This is a genomic window from Streptomyces sp. NPDC051183 (genome assembly GCF_040682455.1).
Taxonomy (GTDB): domain Bacteria; phylum Actinomycetota; class Actinomycetes; order Streptomycetales; family Streptomycetaceae; genus Streptomyces.
Window position 1 is genome coordinate 101,745 of record NZ_JBFBBA010000002.1, and the last position, 15,582, is coordinate 117,326.

Below are 15,582 nucleotides of genomic sequence, written 5' to 3' on the forward strand. Positions count from 1 at the left end.
CGGGAGACCGGAAAGGTCCCCCCGCCGCGGCCGTCGCCGTGCGGCTGCGCCGCCGCCGTGCCGGCGTGGCGCTACGACCCGAGGATGGTGGCGAGGAACTCCCCGGTCCAGGCCAGCAGTTCCCGGCCGACCAGCGGCTTCCCGCCGACCCGGGCGGTCTTCGGGCGCGGGATCAGCACCTGCGAGGTGGCGGGCTTGAGCACCGACCCCGGGTAGAGCCGCTTGAGCCGCAGCTCCTGCGATTCACGCAACTCCACCGGCCCGAAGCGGATGTTGGTCCCCTGAAGGGTGATGTCGCCGACCCCGCAGGCGCGGGCGAGCATCCGCAGTCCGGCCACCAGCAGCAGGTTCTCCACCGGCTCCGGCAGCTTGCCGTAGCGGTCGGTGAGCTCCTCGCGCACCGCCTTGACGTCGGCCTCGGAGTTGGCCGAGGCGATCGAGCGGTACGCCTGCAGGCGCAGCCGCTCGCCCGGCGCGTAGTCGTGCGGGACGTGCGCGTCGACCGGCAGCTCGATCTTGACCTCCAGCGGCGGCTCCTCCTCCGCCCCGCCCTCCACGGCCGCCCGGTAGTCCGCCACCGCCTCGCCGACCATGCGGATGTACAGGTCGAAGCCGACGCCCGCGATGTGCCCGGACTGCTCGCCGCCGAGCAGGTTGCCCGCGCCGCGGATCTCCAGGTCCTTCATCGCCACGTACATGCCGGCGCCCATCTCGGTGTGCTGGGCGATCGTCGCGAGCCGCTCGTGCGCGGTCTCGGTCAGCGGCTTCTCCGGCGGGTAGAGGAAGTACGCGTACCCGCGCTCGCGGCCGCGGCCCACGCGGCCGCGCAGCTGGTGCAGCTGGGAGAGGCCGAAGTTGTCGCCGCGCTCCACGATGAGGGTGTTGGCGTTGGAGATGTCGATGCCGGACTCGACGATCGTCGTCGAGACGAGGACGTCGAACTTCTTCTCCCAGAAGTCCACGACGACCTGCTCCAGGGCCTGCTCCGACATCTGGCCGTGCGCGGTCGCGATCCGCGCCTCGGGCACGATCTCGCGCAGCTTGGCTGCCGCCCGGTCGATGGACTCGACGCGGTTGTGGATGTAGAAGCACTGGCCCTCGCGCAGCAGTTCGCGGCGGACGGCCGCGCCGATCTGCTTCTCCTCGTACGGGCCGACGAAGGTGAGGACCGGATGGCGCTCCTCGGGCGGGGTGGTGATCGTCGACATCTCGCGGATGCCGGTCACCGCCATCTCCAGGGTGCGCGGGATCGGCGTCGCGGACATCGTCAGCACGTCGACGTTGGCGCGCAGCTTCTTCAGCTGCTCCTTGTGCTCGACGCCGAACCGCTGCTCCTCGTCGACGATGACCAGGCCCAGGTCCTTGAACTTCGTCTCCTGCGAGAAGAGCCGGTGGGTGCCGATGACGATGTCGACGGAGCCCTCGCGCAGGCCCTCCAGGGTGGCCTTGGACTCCGAGTCGCTCTGGAAGCGGGACAGCGCCCTCGTGACGACCGGGAACTGCGCGTACCGCTCGGAGAAGGTCCCGAAGTGCTGCTGAACGAGCAGGGTGGTCGGCACCAGGACGGCGACCTGCTTGCCGTCCTGGACCGCCTTGAAGGCCGCGCGCACGGCGATCTCGGTCTTGCCGTAGCCGACGTCGCCGCAGATCAGGCGGTCCATGGGGACCGACTTCTCCATGTCCTCCTTGACCTCGGCGATGGTGGTGAGCTGGTCGGGCGTCTCCGCGTACGGGAAGGCGTCCTCCAGCTCGCGCTGCCAGGGGGTGTCGGGGCCGAAGGTGTGTCCGGGGGCGGCCATGCGCGCGCTGTACAGCTTGATCAGGTCGGCGGCGATCTCCTTGACCGCCTTCTTCGCCCGCGCCTTGGTCTTGGTCCAGTCGGCGCCGCCGAGCCGGTGCAGGGTCGGGGCCTCGCCGCCGACGTACTTGGTGACCTGCTCCAGCTGGTCGGTGGGGATGTACAGCCGGTCGCCGGGCTGGCCGCGCTTGGCGGGCGCGTACTCGACGAGCAGGTACTCGCGGGTGGCGCCCTGGACGGTGCGCTGCACCATCTCGATGTAGCGGCCGACGCCGTGCTGCTCGTGGACGATGTAGTCGCCGACCTCCAGGGTGAGGGGGTCGATGGTCTTGCGGCGCCGGGTCGGCATCCGGCCGAGGTCCTTCGTCGCGGTGCGCTGCCCGGTCAGGTCGGTCTCGGTGAGGACGGCGAGCTTGAGGGCCGGGTCGACGAAGCCGTTGTCGAGGGAGCCGCAGGACACGTGGACGAGGCTGGGCTCCAGGGTCCCCAGGTCGGCCTCCAGGCGGGCCGGGATGCCCTCGCCGCCGAGGACCTCGACGGTGCGGGCGGCGGGTCCGTGGCCCTCGGTGAGGTAGACGGTGTGCCAGCCGTCGGCGATCCAGCCCTTGGTGTCGGCGAGCGCGCGGGCGGTGTCGCCGCGGTAGGCCTCGGGGGCGTGCATGCCGAGCGTGAGGGTGTCGCCGCCGGATTCCGCGTCGGCCGCGAAGGGGGAGACCGACCACCACATCATCCCGAGCTCGCGGGCGTGGTCGCGGACGTCGGCGATGCCCCGCAGGGAGGCGGCGCCGACGTCGATGGGGGCCTCGCCGCCGCCGGCGGTGGCGGCCCAGGAGGCCATGAGGAACTCCTGCGAGGTCGCCACGAGGTCGGCGGCCCGGGTGCGCACCCGCTCCGGGTCGCAGACCACGGCCATGGCGCCGGCGGGCAGGACGTCGATCAGCATTTCCATGTCGTCGACCAGGACCGGCGCGAGAGACTCCATGCCCTCGACGGCGATCCCCTCGGCGATCTTGTTCAGCAGCTCGCCGAGCTCGGGGTGGGCCTCGGCGAGGGCCGCGGCCCGCTCCCGTACCTCGTCGGTCAGCAGCAGCTCGCGGCAGGGCGGCGCCCACAGGCCGTGCTCGGCGATCTCCAGGGACCGCTGGTCGGCGACCTTGAAGTAGCGGATCTCCTCGACGTCGTCGCCCCAGAACTCGACGCGCAGCGGGTGTTCCTCGGTGGGCGGGAACACGTCGAGGATGCCGCCGCGGACGGCGAACTCACCGCGCTTCTCGACGAGTTCGACGCGCGCGTACGCGGCTGCGGCGAGCGCCTCGACGATCTCCCCGAGGTCGGCGCCCTGCCCCTGGCGCAGGCTCACGGGTACGAGGTCCCCGAGCCCCTTGACCTGCGGCTGGAGCACGGAGCGGATGGGGGCGACGACCACGCTGACGGGTCCCGCGGCCGCGTCGTCCTTGCTCGGGTGCGCGAGCCGGCGCAGTACGGCGATCCGCCGGCCGACGGTGTCGCTGCGCGGGCTGAGCCGCTCGTGCGGCAGCGTCTCCCAGGACGGGTAGTCCACCACCTCGTCCTGACGGCCTGGCGGCATCATCGAGCGCAGCGCGGCGGCCAGGTCCTCGGCCTCCCGCCCGGTGGCGGTGACCGCGAGCACGGTCCGCCCGGTCCGCGCGGCCAGCGCGGCGATGGCGAAGGGCCGCGCGGCGGCCGGGCCGACGAGGTCCACGTACATGCGGTTGCCGTCCCCGGCCGCGGTGACCGCCTCGGCGAGGGCGGGGTCCCGGGTGACGGCGTCGAGCAGTCCGTGCAGGCTCATGAAGGCGGCATTCCGTCCGGTGAGGGGGCAACGCGAAGGACCCGACACGTCGCACGGGCCGGGGGTTCCCACCCTACGACGCCGCCCTGCCCCCCGCGCGCGGGATTCGGGTCACCCGCGGGAGTGACGGAGCTGGCGTGCACTGGGCCGATCTGATTACGCTTGGTCCGGCGGTTAGTCCACCCCATGCCCTGGAGTGCGCGATGGAAGCGGCCCGGCAGTACAACGTCCACGAGGCGAAGACCAACTTCTCCAAGATCCTGGAGGCGGTCGCCACCGGCGAGGAGGTGATCATCAGCAAGGCCGGCGAGCCGGTCGCGAAAGTGATCCCGCTTTCCGGCAAGGTCCTGCGGACCTCCCGCGGCTCCCTCCGGGAGCCCGTGATCTTCCGCGAGGACTTCGACGACATGTCCGACGACCCCGGTTTCGCGGAAGCCTTCGGCCTGCTGCCCCACCCGGAGGCGAACGGGTGAAGCTCCTGGCCGACACCCACGTCGTCGTGTGGTGGCTCACCGACTCGCCTCAGCTGTCCGACGAGGTCAAAGACCTGCTCGACACGGAGCGGCTCGCATACGTCAGCGCCGTCACGCCCTGGGAACTCGCCGTGAAGCAGGCGCTAGGCAAGCTGGACGGCCCGGAGGACCTGCCGGAACGCGCGAGGGACTGCCAGCTCCGGCCGCTGCCCGTCACCGCGCTGCACGGCATCCGGGCCGGACAGCTCCCCCTCCACCACCGGGACCCCTTCGACCGGATACTGATCGCCCAGGCGCAGAGCGAAGGGCTGACCCTCGTCACGCGCGACAAGTCCATCCCGCTCTACGACGTTCCCGTACTGGCGGTCTGAAACGACACCGGCCCCGGCCGGCCCTTGCGGGCTCGGCCGGGGCCAGTGCTTCCCCCGTGACGACCGCCGGGCTAGTCGCTGGCGATCGCGTTCAGTACGTTCATCCGCCCCGCCCGGAAGGCCGGGACCAGCGCGGCGAACAGGCCCACCAGGGCCGACCCGGCGAAGACGCCGATGATCGTCGGCCACGGGATCTCCAGCACCTTCAGGCCCTGGAGGGCGAGGAGCTGCTGGGCGGTGGCTCCCCAGCCCATGCCCAGGCCGAGGCCGAGCAGGGCGCCGAAGAGCGCGATGACCACCGACTCCAGGCGGATCATGCGGCGCAGCTGGCGGCGCGAGAGGCCGATGGCGCGCATCAGGCCGATCTCGCGGGTCCGCTCGACCACCGAGAGGGCGAGGGTGTTCACGACACCCAGGACCGCGACGATGATCGCGAGGCCGAGGAGCCCGTAGACCATGTTCAGCAGCTGGCCGACCTGGTCCTTCAGCGCCTGCTTGTAGTCGGTCTGGTTGAGCACCTTGTACTGCGGGTACTCGGCCAGCGCCGCCTTGACCGCGGTGTACGCGGAGTCCTCCTGGCCGTCCTTGGCGGTGGCCAGCAGCATGAACGGCCGCGGCAGCTTGTCGGCCGGCACGTTCGCCTCGGCGACGGCGGTGCTCGTGTACTTCATGCCCTTGTCGAGGTTGCCCTCGTCACTGGTGATCGCCGCGACCTTGAGCTTGACGGTGTTGCCGCCGGCGAAGGCGACCGTCATCTCGTCACCGAGCTTGATGTTGTGCTTGGTGGCGTAGAGCGAGCCGACCGACATCGAGTTCGCCCCGTACGCCGCCGCGTGCTCGCCGGCGGTCATCTTGCGGCGGATGTCCTTGGCATACGTGGGGTCCTGGGCGCCGAGCCCGTCCTCTTCGGTGGTCCCGTCGGGGGCGGTGATCTTGGCCTTGATCTCCCGGTACGCGGTGACGTGGTCCAGGTCCTCGGTGGCCCGCAGCTTCTGCTCGGCCTGCGGCATGACCGGCTGCCCGGTCTGGGACTGGACGATGTAGTCGGCGCCGACCGACTTGTCGAGCTCGTCGGTGGCGGAGGCCACCATCGAGGAGCCGACCACCGACAGGCAGGCGACCAGCGCCAGGCCGATCATCAGCGCGGCGGCGGTGGCACCGGTACGGCGCGGGTTGCGCAGCGCGTTGCGCTCGGCGAGCCGGCCGACGGACCCGAAGGGCCGCAGGACCGCGCCGGAGAGCACCCGGACCACGACCCCCGCGAGGAGCGGGCCGATCACGATGAAGCCGATGAGCGTGAGCACCACGCCCAGGCCCAGCCACAGGGATCCGGGGGCGGCCTTCTCGGCGGCCGCGGAGAGGTACAGGGCCGCGGCGCCGAGGCCGGTGAGGACCAGGCCGAGGGCGGCGCGGATCCGGCCCGCCTTCTTGTCGCCGGGCGAACCCGACTCGCGCAGGGCCGCCATCGGGGAGACCTTGCCGGCCCGGCGGGCCGGGATGAAGGCGGAGACGATGGTGACGACGATGCCGAGGAAGATGCCGATGACCGGGGTGGTCCAGGCGACCGTCAGGTCGTCGGTGGACAGGTGCATGCCCATCGAGCCCATGATCTTCATGAGTCCGACGGCCAGCCCCACACCCGCGCCGACGCCGAGGATCGAGCCGACGAGGCCGAGGAGGAAGGCCTCGACGACGACGGACCGCAGGACCTGGCCGCTGTCGGCGCCGATGGCGCGCATCAGACCGATTTCGCGGGTCCGCTGGGCGACCAGCATCGAGAAGGTGTTGAAGATCAGGAAGATGCCGACGAGGAACGCGATGAAGGCGAAGCCGAGCATCACGTACTTCATGACGTCGAGGAACGCGCCGACGTCCTTGCGGCCCTGGTCCGCGGATTCCTTGGCGGTCTGGAGCTTGTACGTGTCGGCGCCGACGGCGGTGGCGATGCTCTGCTTGAGCTGATCGTCACTGACGCCGTCCTTGGCGGTGACGTTGATGTTGGTGAACAGGCCGGGTCCGCCCAGCAGTTCGCGCTGCGCGGTGTCCGTGTCGAAGTAGACGACGGTGGCGCCCGGGTTGGTCACCTTGAAGGTGGCGATGCCGGAGATCTTCGCGCGGAAGTCGCCGGTGACGGCGATGGTGCGCAGCTCGTCGCCGATCTTCAGCTTGTGCTTCTTCGCCGTGTCGGCGTCGACGAGGACCTCGGTGGGTCCGCGCGGCTCGTGGCCGGAGGTGACCGCCATCGACTTGAGCTCGTTGTCGTTCCAGCTCGCGGCGATCGTCGGGGCGCCGGAGGTGGGGCCGACGTTCTTGTTCTCGGCGTTGACGATCGTGACGGACAACGAGATGACGCTGCCCTGGGCGCTCTGGACGCCCTGCGCCGCGGACACCTTCTGGACCGCGTCGCCGGGGATGGTCGCCGGGCGGCCGTTGCGCGGGTTCTCCACGTCGTCGTCGGCCCCGGGCGTCGCCTTGGCGGAGACGGTGACGTCCGCGCCGGTGGTCGCGAAGAGCTTCTCGAAGGTGGTGTTCATCGTGTCGGTGAACACCAGCGTGCCGCAGACGAAGGCGACGGAGAGCAGGACCGCGATGGCGGACAGCGCCATCCTGCCCTTGTGCGCGACGAAGTTGCGCCGCGAGGTCTTCAGGACGGTGCTCATGACGTCCGCCCGCGCGCGTCGAAGTCCTTCATCCGGTCCAGGACCTGGTCCGCACTGGGCCCGTACATCTCGTCCACGATCCGGCCGTCGGCGAGGAAGATGACGCGGTCCGCGTAGGACGCTGCGACCGGGTCGTGGGTGACCATGACGATGGTCTGGCCGAGCTCGTCCACCGAGCGGCGCAGGAAGCCGAGGACCTCGGCGCCGGCCCGGGAGTCGAGGTTTCCGGTCGGCTCGTCGCCGAAGATGATCTGGGGGCGGGCCGCGAGGGCGCGGGCCACGGCCACGCGCTGCTGCTGACCGCCGGAGAGCTCGGTCGGGCGGTGCTTGAGGCGGCCCGCGAGGCCCACCGTCTCCACGACCCGGTTCAGCCACTCCGCGTCGGGCTTGCGGCCGGCTATGTCCATGGGGAGCGTGATGTTCTCCAGGGCGTTGAGCGTCGGCAGCAGGTTGAACGCCTGGAAGATGAAGCCGATCCGGTCGCGGCGCAGCTGCGTGAGCTTCTTGTCCTTGAGGCCGGTGATCTCGACGTCGTCCAGGTGGATCTGACCGCTGGTCACCGTGTCCAGACCGGCGAGGCAGTGCATCAGCGTGGACTTGCCGGAACCCGAAGGACCCATGATCGCGGTGAACTGGCCCCGCCTGATGTCCACGTCGACCGAGTCGAGGGCGACGACGCGCGTCTCCCCGGAGCCGTAGGCCTTGACGACCTGGCGCGCCCGCGCCGCGACGGCTTCATGCCCTCCAGTACCCCCGTGCCTGGTTTCGGTCATAGCCGTTGTCACGGTGTTTCCCCTCGTTGGTTCCGACCTGTGGAAGTCTTCCGGCCAGTGGCCTCCGGCGCGCTGGTGCCCGTCGCCGTATCCGGCCGGGGGTTATCCCCACCCCCGGTCCCTGCCCCTGTCCGTAGGAACCAGTTAAGGACAGGGCGGGACCTTGTACCTCCTACGGCGGGACGAAAGACCCCTGGCCCTTTGTGAGGACGAACCCCTAGGGGTTCTCCACCCTCCGGTGGACACTTCCTCGGGGATGTCCGACCGAATGAGAAGGTGGGCGCGGCATCGGAGGGGTGGACATGAGCTCAGGGGACGTCGGCGAACAGGACGGCATACCGGGCGAGCCGGGTGGGCACCGCGGGCCGTCCGACAGGCGCGTTTGCGCCGATTCCGGCACCACCGGAAACACCCGTGACGCAGGCCGCACGGACAGCGGCGACGACGGCCCGGAGTCCGGCAGTGGCGAGGTCCGGCCACCGGGCCGGCCGCGGCGGGCCGTCGTCGCCGCGCTGATGCTGACCATGGGCCTCGTCGCCCTCGACGGAGCCATCGTCTCCACCGCGGTCCCGCAGATCGTCGGCGACGTCGGCGGCTTCTCCGTCTTCTCCTGGATCTTCTCCGGCTACATGCTGGCGAGCACCGTCACCCTGCCCGTCTACGGGAAGCTGTCCGACACCCTGGGCCGCAAGCCCGTACTGCTCCTCGGCATCAGCGTGTTCCTGCTCGGCTCGCTGCTGTGCGCGGCCGCCTGGAACATGGCGGCCCTGGTCGCCTTCCGGATCCTCCAGGGCCTGGGCGGCGGCGCACTGCAGGGCACGGTCCAGACGCTGGCCGCCGATCTGTACCCGCTGAGGGAACGGCCCCGGATCCAGGCGCGGATGTCCGTGGTCTGGGCCGGCTCGGCGCTGGCCGGGCCAGCGCTCGGCGGGCTGATCGCCTCGTACGCGGACTGGCGCTGGATCTTCCTCATCAACCTGCCGCTGGCCCTGGCCGCCCTGTGGATCATCGGCCGCCATCTGGTCGAGCCGGTACGGGCCCCGGGGCGCCGGGGCCGGATCGACTGGGCCGGAGCCCTCGGCATCTTCGCCTGCGGCGGGCTGCTGCTCTTCGCCCTCGTCCAGGGCGGGGTCGCCTGGCCCTGGCTGTCCGCGCCCTCGGTGACGCTGCTGGGCGCGACGGCGGCGCTGGGCCTGCTGGTCGTCCGGGTGGAGCGCCGGGCCGCGGAACCGATCCTGCCGGGCTGGGTGTGGCGCCGGCGCCCCATCGCCGCCGTCAACCTCGCCATGGGTGCGCTCGGCCTGCTGATGGTCGCCCCGATGGTGTTCATGCCGATGTACGCCCAGACCGTGCTGCGCCTGAGCGCCGTCGAGGCCGGCCTGATCACCTCCGCGATGACGCTGACCTGGCCGATCAGCGCGATGTACGTCCAGCACGTCTACCGGCGCGTCGGCTTCCGCGACAGCGCGGTCATCGGGGTCGGGATCGCCGCCGTGATCCTGTGCGCCTTCACCCTGCTCCCGTACCCGGCCGCGCCGTGGCAGCCCGCCCTGATCATGCTGCTGCTGGGCGCGGCCCTCGGCCTCTTCCAGCTCCCGCTGATCATGGCGGTCCAGTCCACGGTCGTGTGGCAGGAGCGGGGGACCACGACCGCCTCGGTGCTGTTCTGCCGCCAGGTCGGCATGAGCGTCGGGGCCGCACTGATGGGGGCCGTCGCCAACGCGACGCTGGCCGGGCGGCTGGCGGACGCCCCGGCGGCGGGGCTGCCGCGGCACGTGAACGACGTGGCCGGAGCGCTGGACCGGCCGGCGCAGCTCGCGCCGGGGGCCGCCGAGTACCTGCGGCGGGCGGTGGACGCCGCCGTGGACCATGTCTTCGTCTGCGCGACGGTGGCCGCGGTGGCGGCCGTGCTGGTGCTGCTGTTGCTGGCGCCACGGAGGTTCCCGGTGCTGCCGGAAGACTGAGCGGGACGTGGGGAGTTGTCATGCCCGTACCGAGTGGGTAAGTCTCTGCGGAGGCACATTCTCCGGGGGGACGACATGGCTTCAGCACTCTGCGCACTGGCGTTACTGGCCGCCCTGGCCGGCCCGCTCGGATGGCGGCTGCGCCGCCACCCCGCCTTCATCACCGGCCGCGACGGCCGGCTCTCCACCTCGACCGCCCTGGCCCTGGCGTGGACGCTGATCCTGGTCTGGCTGCTGCTCGCGATCCTGGGCTACGGGCTCACCGCGGGCGGCGGCGTCGACTGGTTCCGGGGCGGGGAGGACGGGGGCCACAGCCCGCTGTCTTCCCTGACGAGCGTCTACCTGCCGCTGCTCGGAGGCCCGTACGTGGCCCTGATCGGCGCGAAGGCGGTCGTGGGCCTGCGGCTGGAGCACGGCTCCATGGCCAAGCCGGCCCCGAAACCGACGCGGTCGGGACGGCGGCCGCTGCGGGAGCTGATCGCCAACGACGGCGGACGGACCGACCTGGTGGACCTCCAGTACGTGGCCCTGAGCGCGGTCACGATGCTGTACGTGGTCGCGTTCTTCCTGGCCGACGTGGGAGGCGGGCTGCCGAGGCTGCCCGCCGAGATCTGGGCGCTGACGGGTGCTCCGGCGGGGGCGTACCTGGTGAACAAAATGGCCACCCGGGCGAACCCGGTGATCACGCGGGTCACGCTGGTGGGCGGGGCCCTGACCGTCGAGGGCGGCGGCTTCGGCGAGGCGGCGCGCGTCGAGGCCGACGGCACGCCCCTGCCGACGGCGTTCCACGCGGCCACGGGCACACTGACGGCCCCGCTCGGCGCCGCCGCCCCACCGCTCGCGGTATCGGTCACCACCCGCGGCCTCCGCAGCGACCCCTACCCCCTCCCGGACCACACACCCACCCCCGTCCCCGCCCAGCAGCCGACGACCCAGACCTGACCGCCGCCCCGGCAGCAACACCGACCGGGCGGGCCGGGCCGCGCAGGGCGAGCGGGCCGGGCGGCGAGCGGGCGAGCTGGGCCGGGCCGGGCCGGGCGAGTCACCGGGTCAGGCCGGGTCCGGCTTGTGGCGGGCGTAGTAGCGGGCCACGCGGGCCCGGTTGCCGCAGAGGGACGCCACACACCACCGGCGCCTGGGGTTCGCCGGGAGGAAGAGCATCACGCACTCCACCCCCTCGCACCGGCGGACCTCCCCCACCCGGGGGTCCGTCAGCAGCTCCGCCACCGCCTCGGCGAGCTCCGCCGCGAGCCGCCGCGCGGGGGCGCACTCCCGCCGCGCCGCGACCGACAGGCGGCCATCGGCGGTCCAGGTCAGCTCGCGGTGCGACGGCCCCGCGCGGAGCGCGTCGTTCAGCACCCGCAGCGCACCCGCCGGCGGCCGCTCGCCGCTCCGTGCGGCTTCGAGCGCCGGCCCCGCGGCATCCCGTACGGCATGCACGGCGGCCACCTCCGCCCCGCCCACCTCCGCGACCGGGGTCACCCGCCCCGCCTGCACGGCGACCCACGCGCCGAGCCCCGCCGGGTCGGAGATGAGGTCCCAGCCCGCGGGACGGGTGTTCAGCAGGTCCAGGGCCAGGTGCTCACCGGTGAGCGGAAATTCGATCACAGTCACGACACTAATGCTACATCCACCACTTGACCCGTTAGCGATCCACCGCAAGACTAATGCCAACGAAGCCACTGGAGGCATGTGATGACCGCTCCGCGCACCCTCACCCCCACCGCCGTCCGCCACCGCACCGTCGACGTGGCCGGCGTCAGCGTCGCCTACCGCGAGAGCGGCCCGGCCGACGCCCCGGTCCTGCTCCTCCTGCACGGCTTCCCGACGTCCTCGCACCAGTTCGCCCGCCTGATGGACACCCTCGGCGGCACCCCGTACCGACTGATCGCCCCCGACTACCCCGGCTTCGGCCGGACCCGCGCCCCCGAGGGGTTCACGTACACCTTCGACCGGCTCGCGGACATCGTGGAGGGGTTCACGGACGCCCTCGGCCTGGACCGCTTCGCGCTGTACGTCTTCGACTTCGGCGCCCCCGTCGGCCTGCGCCTCGCCGAGCGGCGGCCCGGGCGGGTGACGGGCCTGATCGTGCAGAACGGCAACGCGTACGAGGAGGGACTGTCCGACGTCGCCCGCGAGTTCACCGCCCTGCGGCGCGAGGTGCCCGGCAACGAGGAGCAGGTCCGCGGCCTCTTCACCGAGGAGGGCACCCGCTTCCAGTACGAGACCGGCGTCGCCGACCCCACCCTCGTCTCCCCCGACGGCTGGACGCTCGACGTGCACTACCTCGGCCTGCCCGGACGCGCCGACGCCCAGGCCGACCTGGCCTTCGACTACGCCTCGAACCTCCTGCGCTACCCGGCCTGGCAGGCCTGGCTCCGCGCCGCACAGGTGCCGGTCCTGGTCGTCTGGGGCGCGGGCGACCCCTTCTTCACCCCGGCGGGCGCCAAGGCGTACCTGCGCGACGCCCCCGACGCCGAGGTCCACGTCTTCGAGGGCGCCGGCCACTTCGCCCTGGAGACCCACCTCCCCCAGATCGCCCCCCTGATCGAGAACTTCCTCACGAAGCTCGCCTGAGGACCCGCCCGTCAGCGACCATCCCTCCATGCCCCCTCCCGGAAACCCTCGCCCGCGTCGACGCGGACCTCGCCGCCGGCCGGGTCCTCCAGGCACGCCAGCGCCTGCGCGGACTGGTGTCCTCCTACCCCGAGGACCTGTCCCTGTGGCGCCGGCTGGCGCAGGCCTACCGGCTGACCGGGGAGCCCGCGCAAGCCGGGCGGTGGATGTACCTCGAAGCGGACCGGGACCCCGCGGAGACCGCCGCCTTCGAGGCGCTGTTCTCCTCGCCCCTGCCCCGGATGCGGGCCCTGGCCTGGCGCACCCAGGAGTCCCGCGCAGCCACCGCCTTCGCGGCCGGGCAACTGGCGTCCGTGCGCGCGGCCGCCACGGACCACACGGGCCGCCCGGTCGACTGGTCCGCGATCCCCCGCGGGGTCGGCCCCGGCAAGCCGCGGTCGGAGCACTCCGACCCGCTGACGTCCCTGCTGGCAATAGCGCTCTTCGCCGCCTGGTGCCTCGGCGTCACCGCCTTCGTCCGCCGGCTCCTGCACTGAAGGTCCGGTGCCCCGCCCGGCGCAGCCGCACCGCCGACGCCCCCGACCCGGCACGGAACCGGCGCGGCTGACCCCGACCGACCCCGCCGACGCGCCCGCAGCGGCACCGGCCCCGCCGGGCCCCCGCACGGGACCCGCCTCAGTCCGCCGAGCCCGGCGCAGCCGAACCCGCGCGGCCCGTCAGGGCCGACAGGCTGGAGCGGACGTGGTTCATGTGGGCCCGCATCTCCTCCTGGGACTCCGCGTGCTCCCGCAGCACCCGTTCCGTCTCGCGGGCCACCCGCTCCTCCTGGACCCGGGCCGCCGCGATCAGCTCGGCGGCCCGCGCCTCCGCGTCCTCCTGGCCGTGCCGCGCCGATTCCTCGGCCTCCGCGAAGCCCCGCCGGGCCTCCGCCAGCCGGGACTCCGCGTACCGCTCCAGCTCCGCGTGGCGCGCCTCCAGCTCCCCGTCGCGTGCCGCCAGCTCCCGCTCCGCCGCGTCCCACCGCTCCACGTGCTCCTGCTCGCGCTCAGCCATCAGCGCGTCCGACCGGCGGCCCGTCTCCGCCAGCCCCGCCTGCGCCTCCGCCCGCCAGGCCTTCGCGTCCTCGCGGGCCTCCGCGCGCGCCTCGTCCGCCTCCCGCTGCGCCCGCAACAGCCCCTGCCGGGCCCGGACCTCGGTCTGCTCGCGCACCGCCTCCGCGTCCTGCCGGGCCAGTTCGGCCACCCGGTCGGCGTGCGCCTCGGCCGCGCCGAGCGTCGTCCCGGCGTCCGCCCGCGCGTCCGCCCGTACGGCGTCCGCCTCTTCCTCCACCAGCAGCAGGATCCGCCGGGCGCGCTCGCCGAGCTCGTCGTACGTCTGCGGGGCCAGCGCGGACACCGCCTCCCGCAGCCGCTCCGCCTCGGCCTCCATCTGCTTCGCCAGTACGGTCAGCCGCGCCACCCGCTCCCACGCCTCGTCCCGGCTGCCGGAGAGCCGGGCGAGATACCGGTCCACCTCTTCCGCTCGGTAGCCGCGGACGCGCACCGTCGCGAAACCCGGGCCCTGAGGTGACATGGGTGCACTCATCCTGGAAGCGCCTCTCTCGCGGGGATTCCTGTCAAGGATGCGTCATTTGCACGCAGAAGCCGGAATGGCCGGGCCGAGACCCTGTTCGAGGGTCTCGGCCCGGCCATTGAGCGGATCCTCCGTTCAGCCGGTGATCAGAGCAGTCCGTCCCACATCTGCTCCAGCAGCACCGACCACCAGCTCTCCGGAGACGCCAGCGCCGCGCTGTCCAGCCCCGCCAGGTTCGCCTGGAAATCGACGGTCCAGCGGCCCGCCTGCTCCGGCGTCAGGTGCTGGCGCAGCCGCCACATGTGACCCAGAAGCGCCAGGCACCGTACGAACTGCGGCAGGCTGGAGTTGACGAACTGCGGCGCCACGGGCGCCCCGCCCGGACCGGCCTCCACCGGCACCGCCACGATGTGCGCGGTGCCGTACTGCACGCACAGCGCCTTGCCGAAGTCGCTGCCCACCACCAGGTACGAACCCGCGTCCGAAGCCGGCTGCACCTGCCGCTGGGCCGCCAGTTCGGCCAGCGTCGGCAGCGGGGCACCGGGCACCGCCTGCGCCCAGAAGAACGGCCCGAAATCGACGGGCAGCCCCGACCACATCAGCGTCTGCGCCACGATCTCCGGCACGCCCTGCCGGGAGACCGCGCGCGGCTCGAAGCGGAACACGCCCTGCTGGCCGAACGCCGCCGCCAGCTCCTGCGCGATGGCCTCCAGCGGGATCGCGGGCTGGAGCGGGACCTGCGGGAGCGGCGCGCGCACCGGCGCGGGGCGCGCCGGGCCGTCCGCCACCTGGTGCAGCTCGCCCTGATGGGTCAGCAGGTGCCGCATGCCCTGCTGGCGGCCCGCGTGGTCCTTCCCGTACGGGGCCACGCTCGTGATCCGGACCTGCGGCCAGGTCTCCCGGATCATGCGGGCGCAGTAGCCGCCCGGCAGCTCACAGGACTCCAGCTCCGTGTGCAGCTCCAGCACCTGCTGCGGCGGCACGTTCATCGCGCGCAGCTCGTGCAGGATCTGCCACTCGGGGTGCGGGGTGCCGGGCGCCGAGCGGCGGATGAGCTGCTGCTCGGAGCCGTCCGGGGCGCGGTAGCGGAGCACGGCCTGGTAGCCGGGGCCCACCGTGGGCAGTCCGGTGGGCTGGGGCGCCGGGGGCGCCTGCGGCGCCGGGCCGGGCGGGCCGGGGGGCTGGGGTACGCCGGGACCCGCGAGCATCGTCGCCGCGTGGTGGGCACCGCCGCCCGGGGCTCCGGGCGGACCGGGAGGCGCGGGCGGCTGACCCGTCACGGCCGGACCGGCCAGCATCGTCGCGGCATGGTCCAGCCCGCCACCGAGCGAACCCGGCGACCCGGGCGGACCCGGAGGCGCAGGCACACCGGCACCCGGAGCACCCGGCGGACCCGGAGGCGCGGGCGGCTGACCCGTCACGGCAGGACCCGCCAGCATCGTCGCGGCATGGTCCAGCCCGCCACCGAGCGAACCCGGCGACCCCGGCGGACCCGGAGGCGCGGGCGGCTGACCCGTAACGGCAGGACCCGCCAGCATCGTCGCAGCATGGTCCAGCCCACCACCGAGCGAACCCGGCGAC

Annotated in this window: 12 protein-coding genes; 6 read left to right on the forward strand and 6 right to left on the reverse strand. The window is 72.8% G+C overall.

What is annotated here, in order from left to right; all coding sequences use genetic code 11:
• Positions 1 to 71: 71 nt before the first annotated feature.
• Positions 72 to 3,611 (reverse strand): transcription-repair coupling factor, encoded by a 3,540-nt coding sequence (gene mfd / locus AB0M99_RS02425; protein ID WP_365916692.1) that lies wholly within the window; start codon positions 3,609 to 3,611, stop codon positions 72 to 74.
• Positions 3,612 to 3,814: 203 nt separating this feature from the next.
• Between mfd and AB0M99_RS02430 the strand changes: the two genes are divergently transcribed.
• Both AB0M99_RS02430 and AB0M99_RS02435 read left to right on the forward strand, forming a co-directional pair.
• Positions 3,815 to 4,084 carry a type II toxin-antitoxin system prevent-host-death family antitoxin gene (locus tag AB0M99_RS02430; protein ID WP_365916694.1) on the forward strand — a complete coding sequence of 90 codons (270 nt, stop codon included), beginning with the start codon at positions 3,815 to 3,817 and terminating at the stop codon, positions 4,082 to 4,084.
• Positions 4,081 to 4,455: a type II toxin-antitoxin system VapC family toxin gene (locus AB0M99_RS02435; RefSeq protein WP_365916696.1), complete on the forward strand. Its 375-nt coding sequence runs from the start codon at positions 4,081 to 4,083 to the stop codon at positions 4,453 to 4,455. Before AB0M99_RS02430 ends, AB0M99_RS02435 begins: the two co-directional genes overlap by 4 nt.
• Before the next feature lie 71 nt (positions 4,456 to 4,526).
• On the opposite strand, the gene AB0M99_RS02440 is transcribed toward AB0M99_RS02435, so the two are convergent.
• Positions 4,527 to 7,115 carry an FtsX-like permease family protein gene (locus AB0M99_RS02440; protein ID WP_365916698.1) on the reverse strand — a complete coding sequence of 863 codons (2,589 nt, stop codon included), beginning with the start codon at positions 7,113 to 7,115 and terminating at the stop codon, positions 4,527 to 4,529.
• Positions 7,112 to 7,900, reverse strand: coding sequence for an ABC transporter ATP-binding protein (locus AB0M99_RS02445; RefSeq protein ID WP_365916700.1), 789 nt, complete (start codon positions 7,898 to 7,900; stop codon positions 7,112 to 7,114). Before AB0M99_RS02445 ends, AB0M99_RS02440 begins: the two co-directional genes overlap by 4 nt.
• Positions 7,901 to 8,190: 290 nt before the next feature.
• Here AB0M99_RS02445 and AB0M99_RS02450 point away from each other — a divergent pair, with 290 nt between their 5' ends.
• Together AB0M99_RS02450 and AB0M99_RS02455 are read left to right on the forward strand one after the other, a co-directional pair.
• Positions 8,191 to 9,852, forward strand: a complete 1,662-nt coding sequence (locus tag AB0M99_RS02450; RefSeq protein ID WP_365916702.1) for an MFS transporter — start codon at positions 8,191 to 8,193, stop codon at positions 9,850 to 9,852.
• Positions 9,853 to 9,927: 75 nt separating this feature from the next.
• Positions 9,928 to 10,794: a hypothetical protein gene (locus tag AB0M99_RS02455; protein ID WP_365916704.1), complete on the forward strand. Its 867-nt coding sequence runs from the start codon at positions 9,928 to 9,930 to the stop codon at positions 10,792 to 10,794.
• 108 nt (positions 10,795 to 10,902) lie between these two features.
• Here AB0M99_RS02455 and AB0M99_RS02460 read toward each other — a convergent pair whose 3' ends face one another.
• Positions 10,903 to 11,466, reverse strand: a complete 564-nt coding sequence (locus AB0M99_RS02460; protein WP_365916706.1) for an ABATE domain-containing protein — start codon at positions 11,464 to 11,466, stop codon at positions 10,903 to 10,905.
• An 81-nt stretch (positions 11,467 to 11,547) separates the two neighbouring features.
• Between AB0M99_RS02460 and AB0M99_RS02465 the strand changes: the two genes are divergently transcribed.
• Complete coding sequence (locus tag AB0M99_RS02465; protein ID WP_365916708.1) at positions 11,548 to 12,429, forward strand: alpha/beta hydrolase; 882 nt, start codon at positions 11,548 to 11,550, stop codon at positions 12,427 to 12,429.
• A gap of 20 nt (positions 12,430 to 12,449) precedes the next feature.
• Positions 12,450 to 12,965: a DUF6584 family protein gene (locus tag AB0M99_RS02470; protein WP_365916905.1), complete on the forward strand. Its 516-nt coding sequence runs from the start codon at positions 12,450 to 12,452 to the stop codon at positions 12,963 to 12,965.
• A 139-nt stretch (positions 12,966 to 13,104) separates the two neighbouring features.
• On the opposite strand, the gene AB0M99_RS02475 is transcribed toward AB0M99_RS02470, so the two are convergent.
• Complete coding sequence (locus AB0M99_RS02475) at positions 13,105 to 14,001, reverse strand: DivIVA domain-containing protein (protein ID WP_365916710.1); 897 nt, start codon at positions 13,999 to 14,001, stop codon at positions 13,105 to 13,107.
• 146 nt (positions 14,002 to 14,147) lie between these two features.
• A partial coding sequence (locus tag AB0M99_RS02480) for an SUKH-4 family immunity protein (protein WP_365916712.1) occupies positions 14,148 to 15,582 on the reverse strand: 1,435 nt, incomplete at its 5' end.

Coding starts and splice junctions, on each gene's coding strand:
- AB0M99_RS02430 (WP_365916694.1), top strand. CDS start 3,815: ATGGAAGCGGCCCGGCAGTACAACGTCCACGAGGCGAAGACCAACTTC.
- mfd (WP_365916692.1), bottom strand. CDS start 3,611: ATGAGCCTGCACGGACTGCTCGACGCCGTCACCCGGGACCCCGCCCTC.
- AB0M99_RS02465 (WP_365916708.1), top strand. CDS start 11,548: ATGACCGCTCCGCGCACCCTCACCCCCACCGCCGTCCGCCACCGCACC.
- AB0M99_RS02440 (WP_365916698.1), bottom strand. CDS start 7,115: ATGAGCACCGTCCTGAAGACCTCGCGGCGCAACTTCGTCGCGCACAAG.
- AB0M99_RS02450 (WP_365916702.1), top strand. CDS start 8,191: ATGAGCTCAGGGGACGTCGGCGAACAGGACGGCATACCGGGCGAGCCG.
- AB0M99_RS02475 (WP_365916710.1), bottom strand. CDS start 14,001: ATGTCACCTCAGGGCCCGGGTTTCGCGACGGTGCGCGTCCGCGGCTAC.
- AB0M99_RS02455 (WP_365916704.1), top strand. CDS start 9,928: ATGGCTTCAGCACTCTGCGCACTGGCGTTACTGGCCGCCCTGGCCGGC.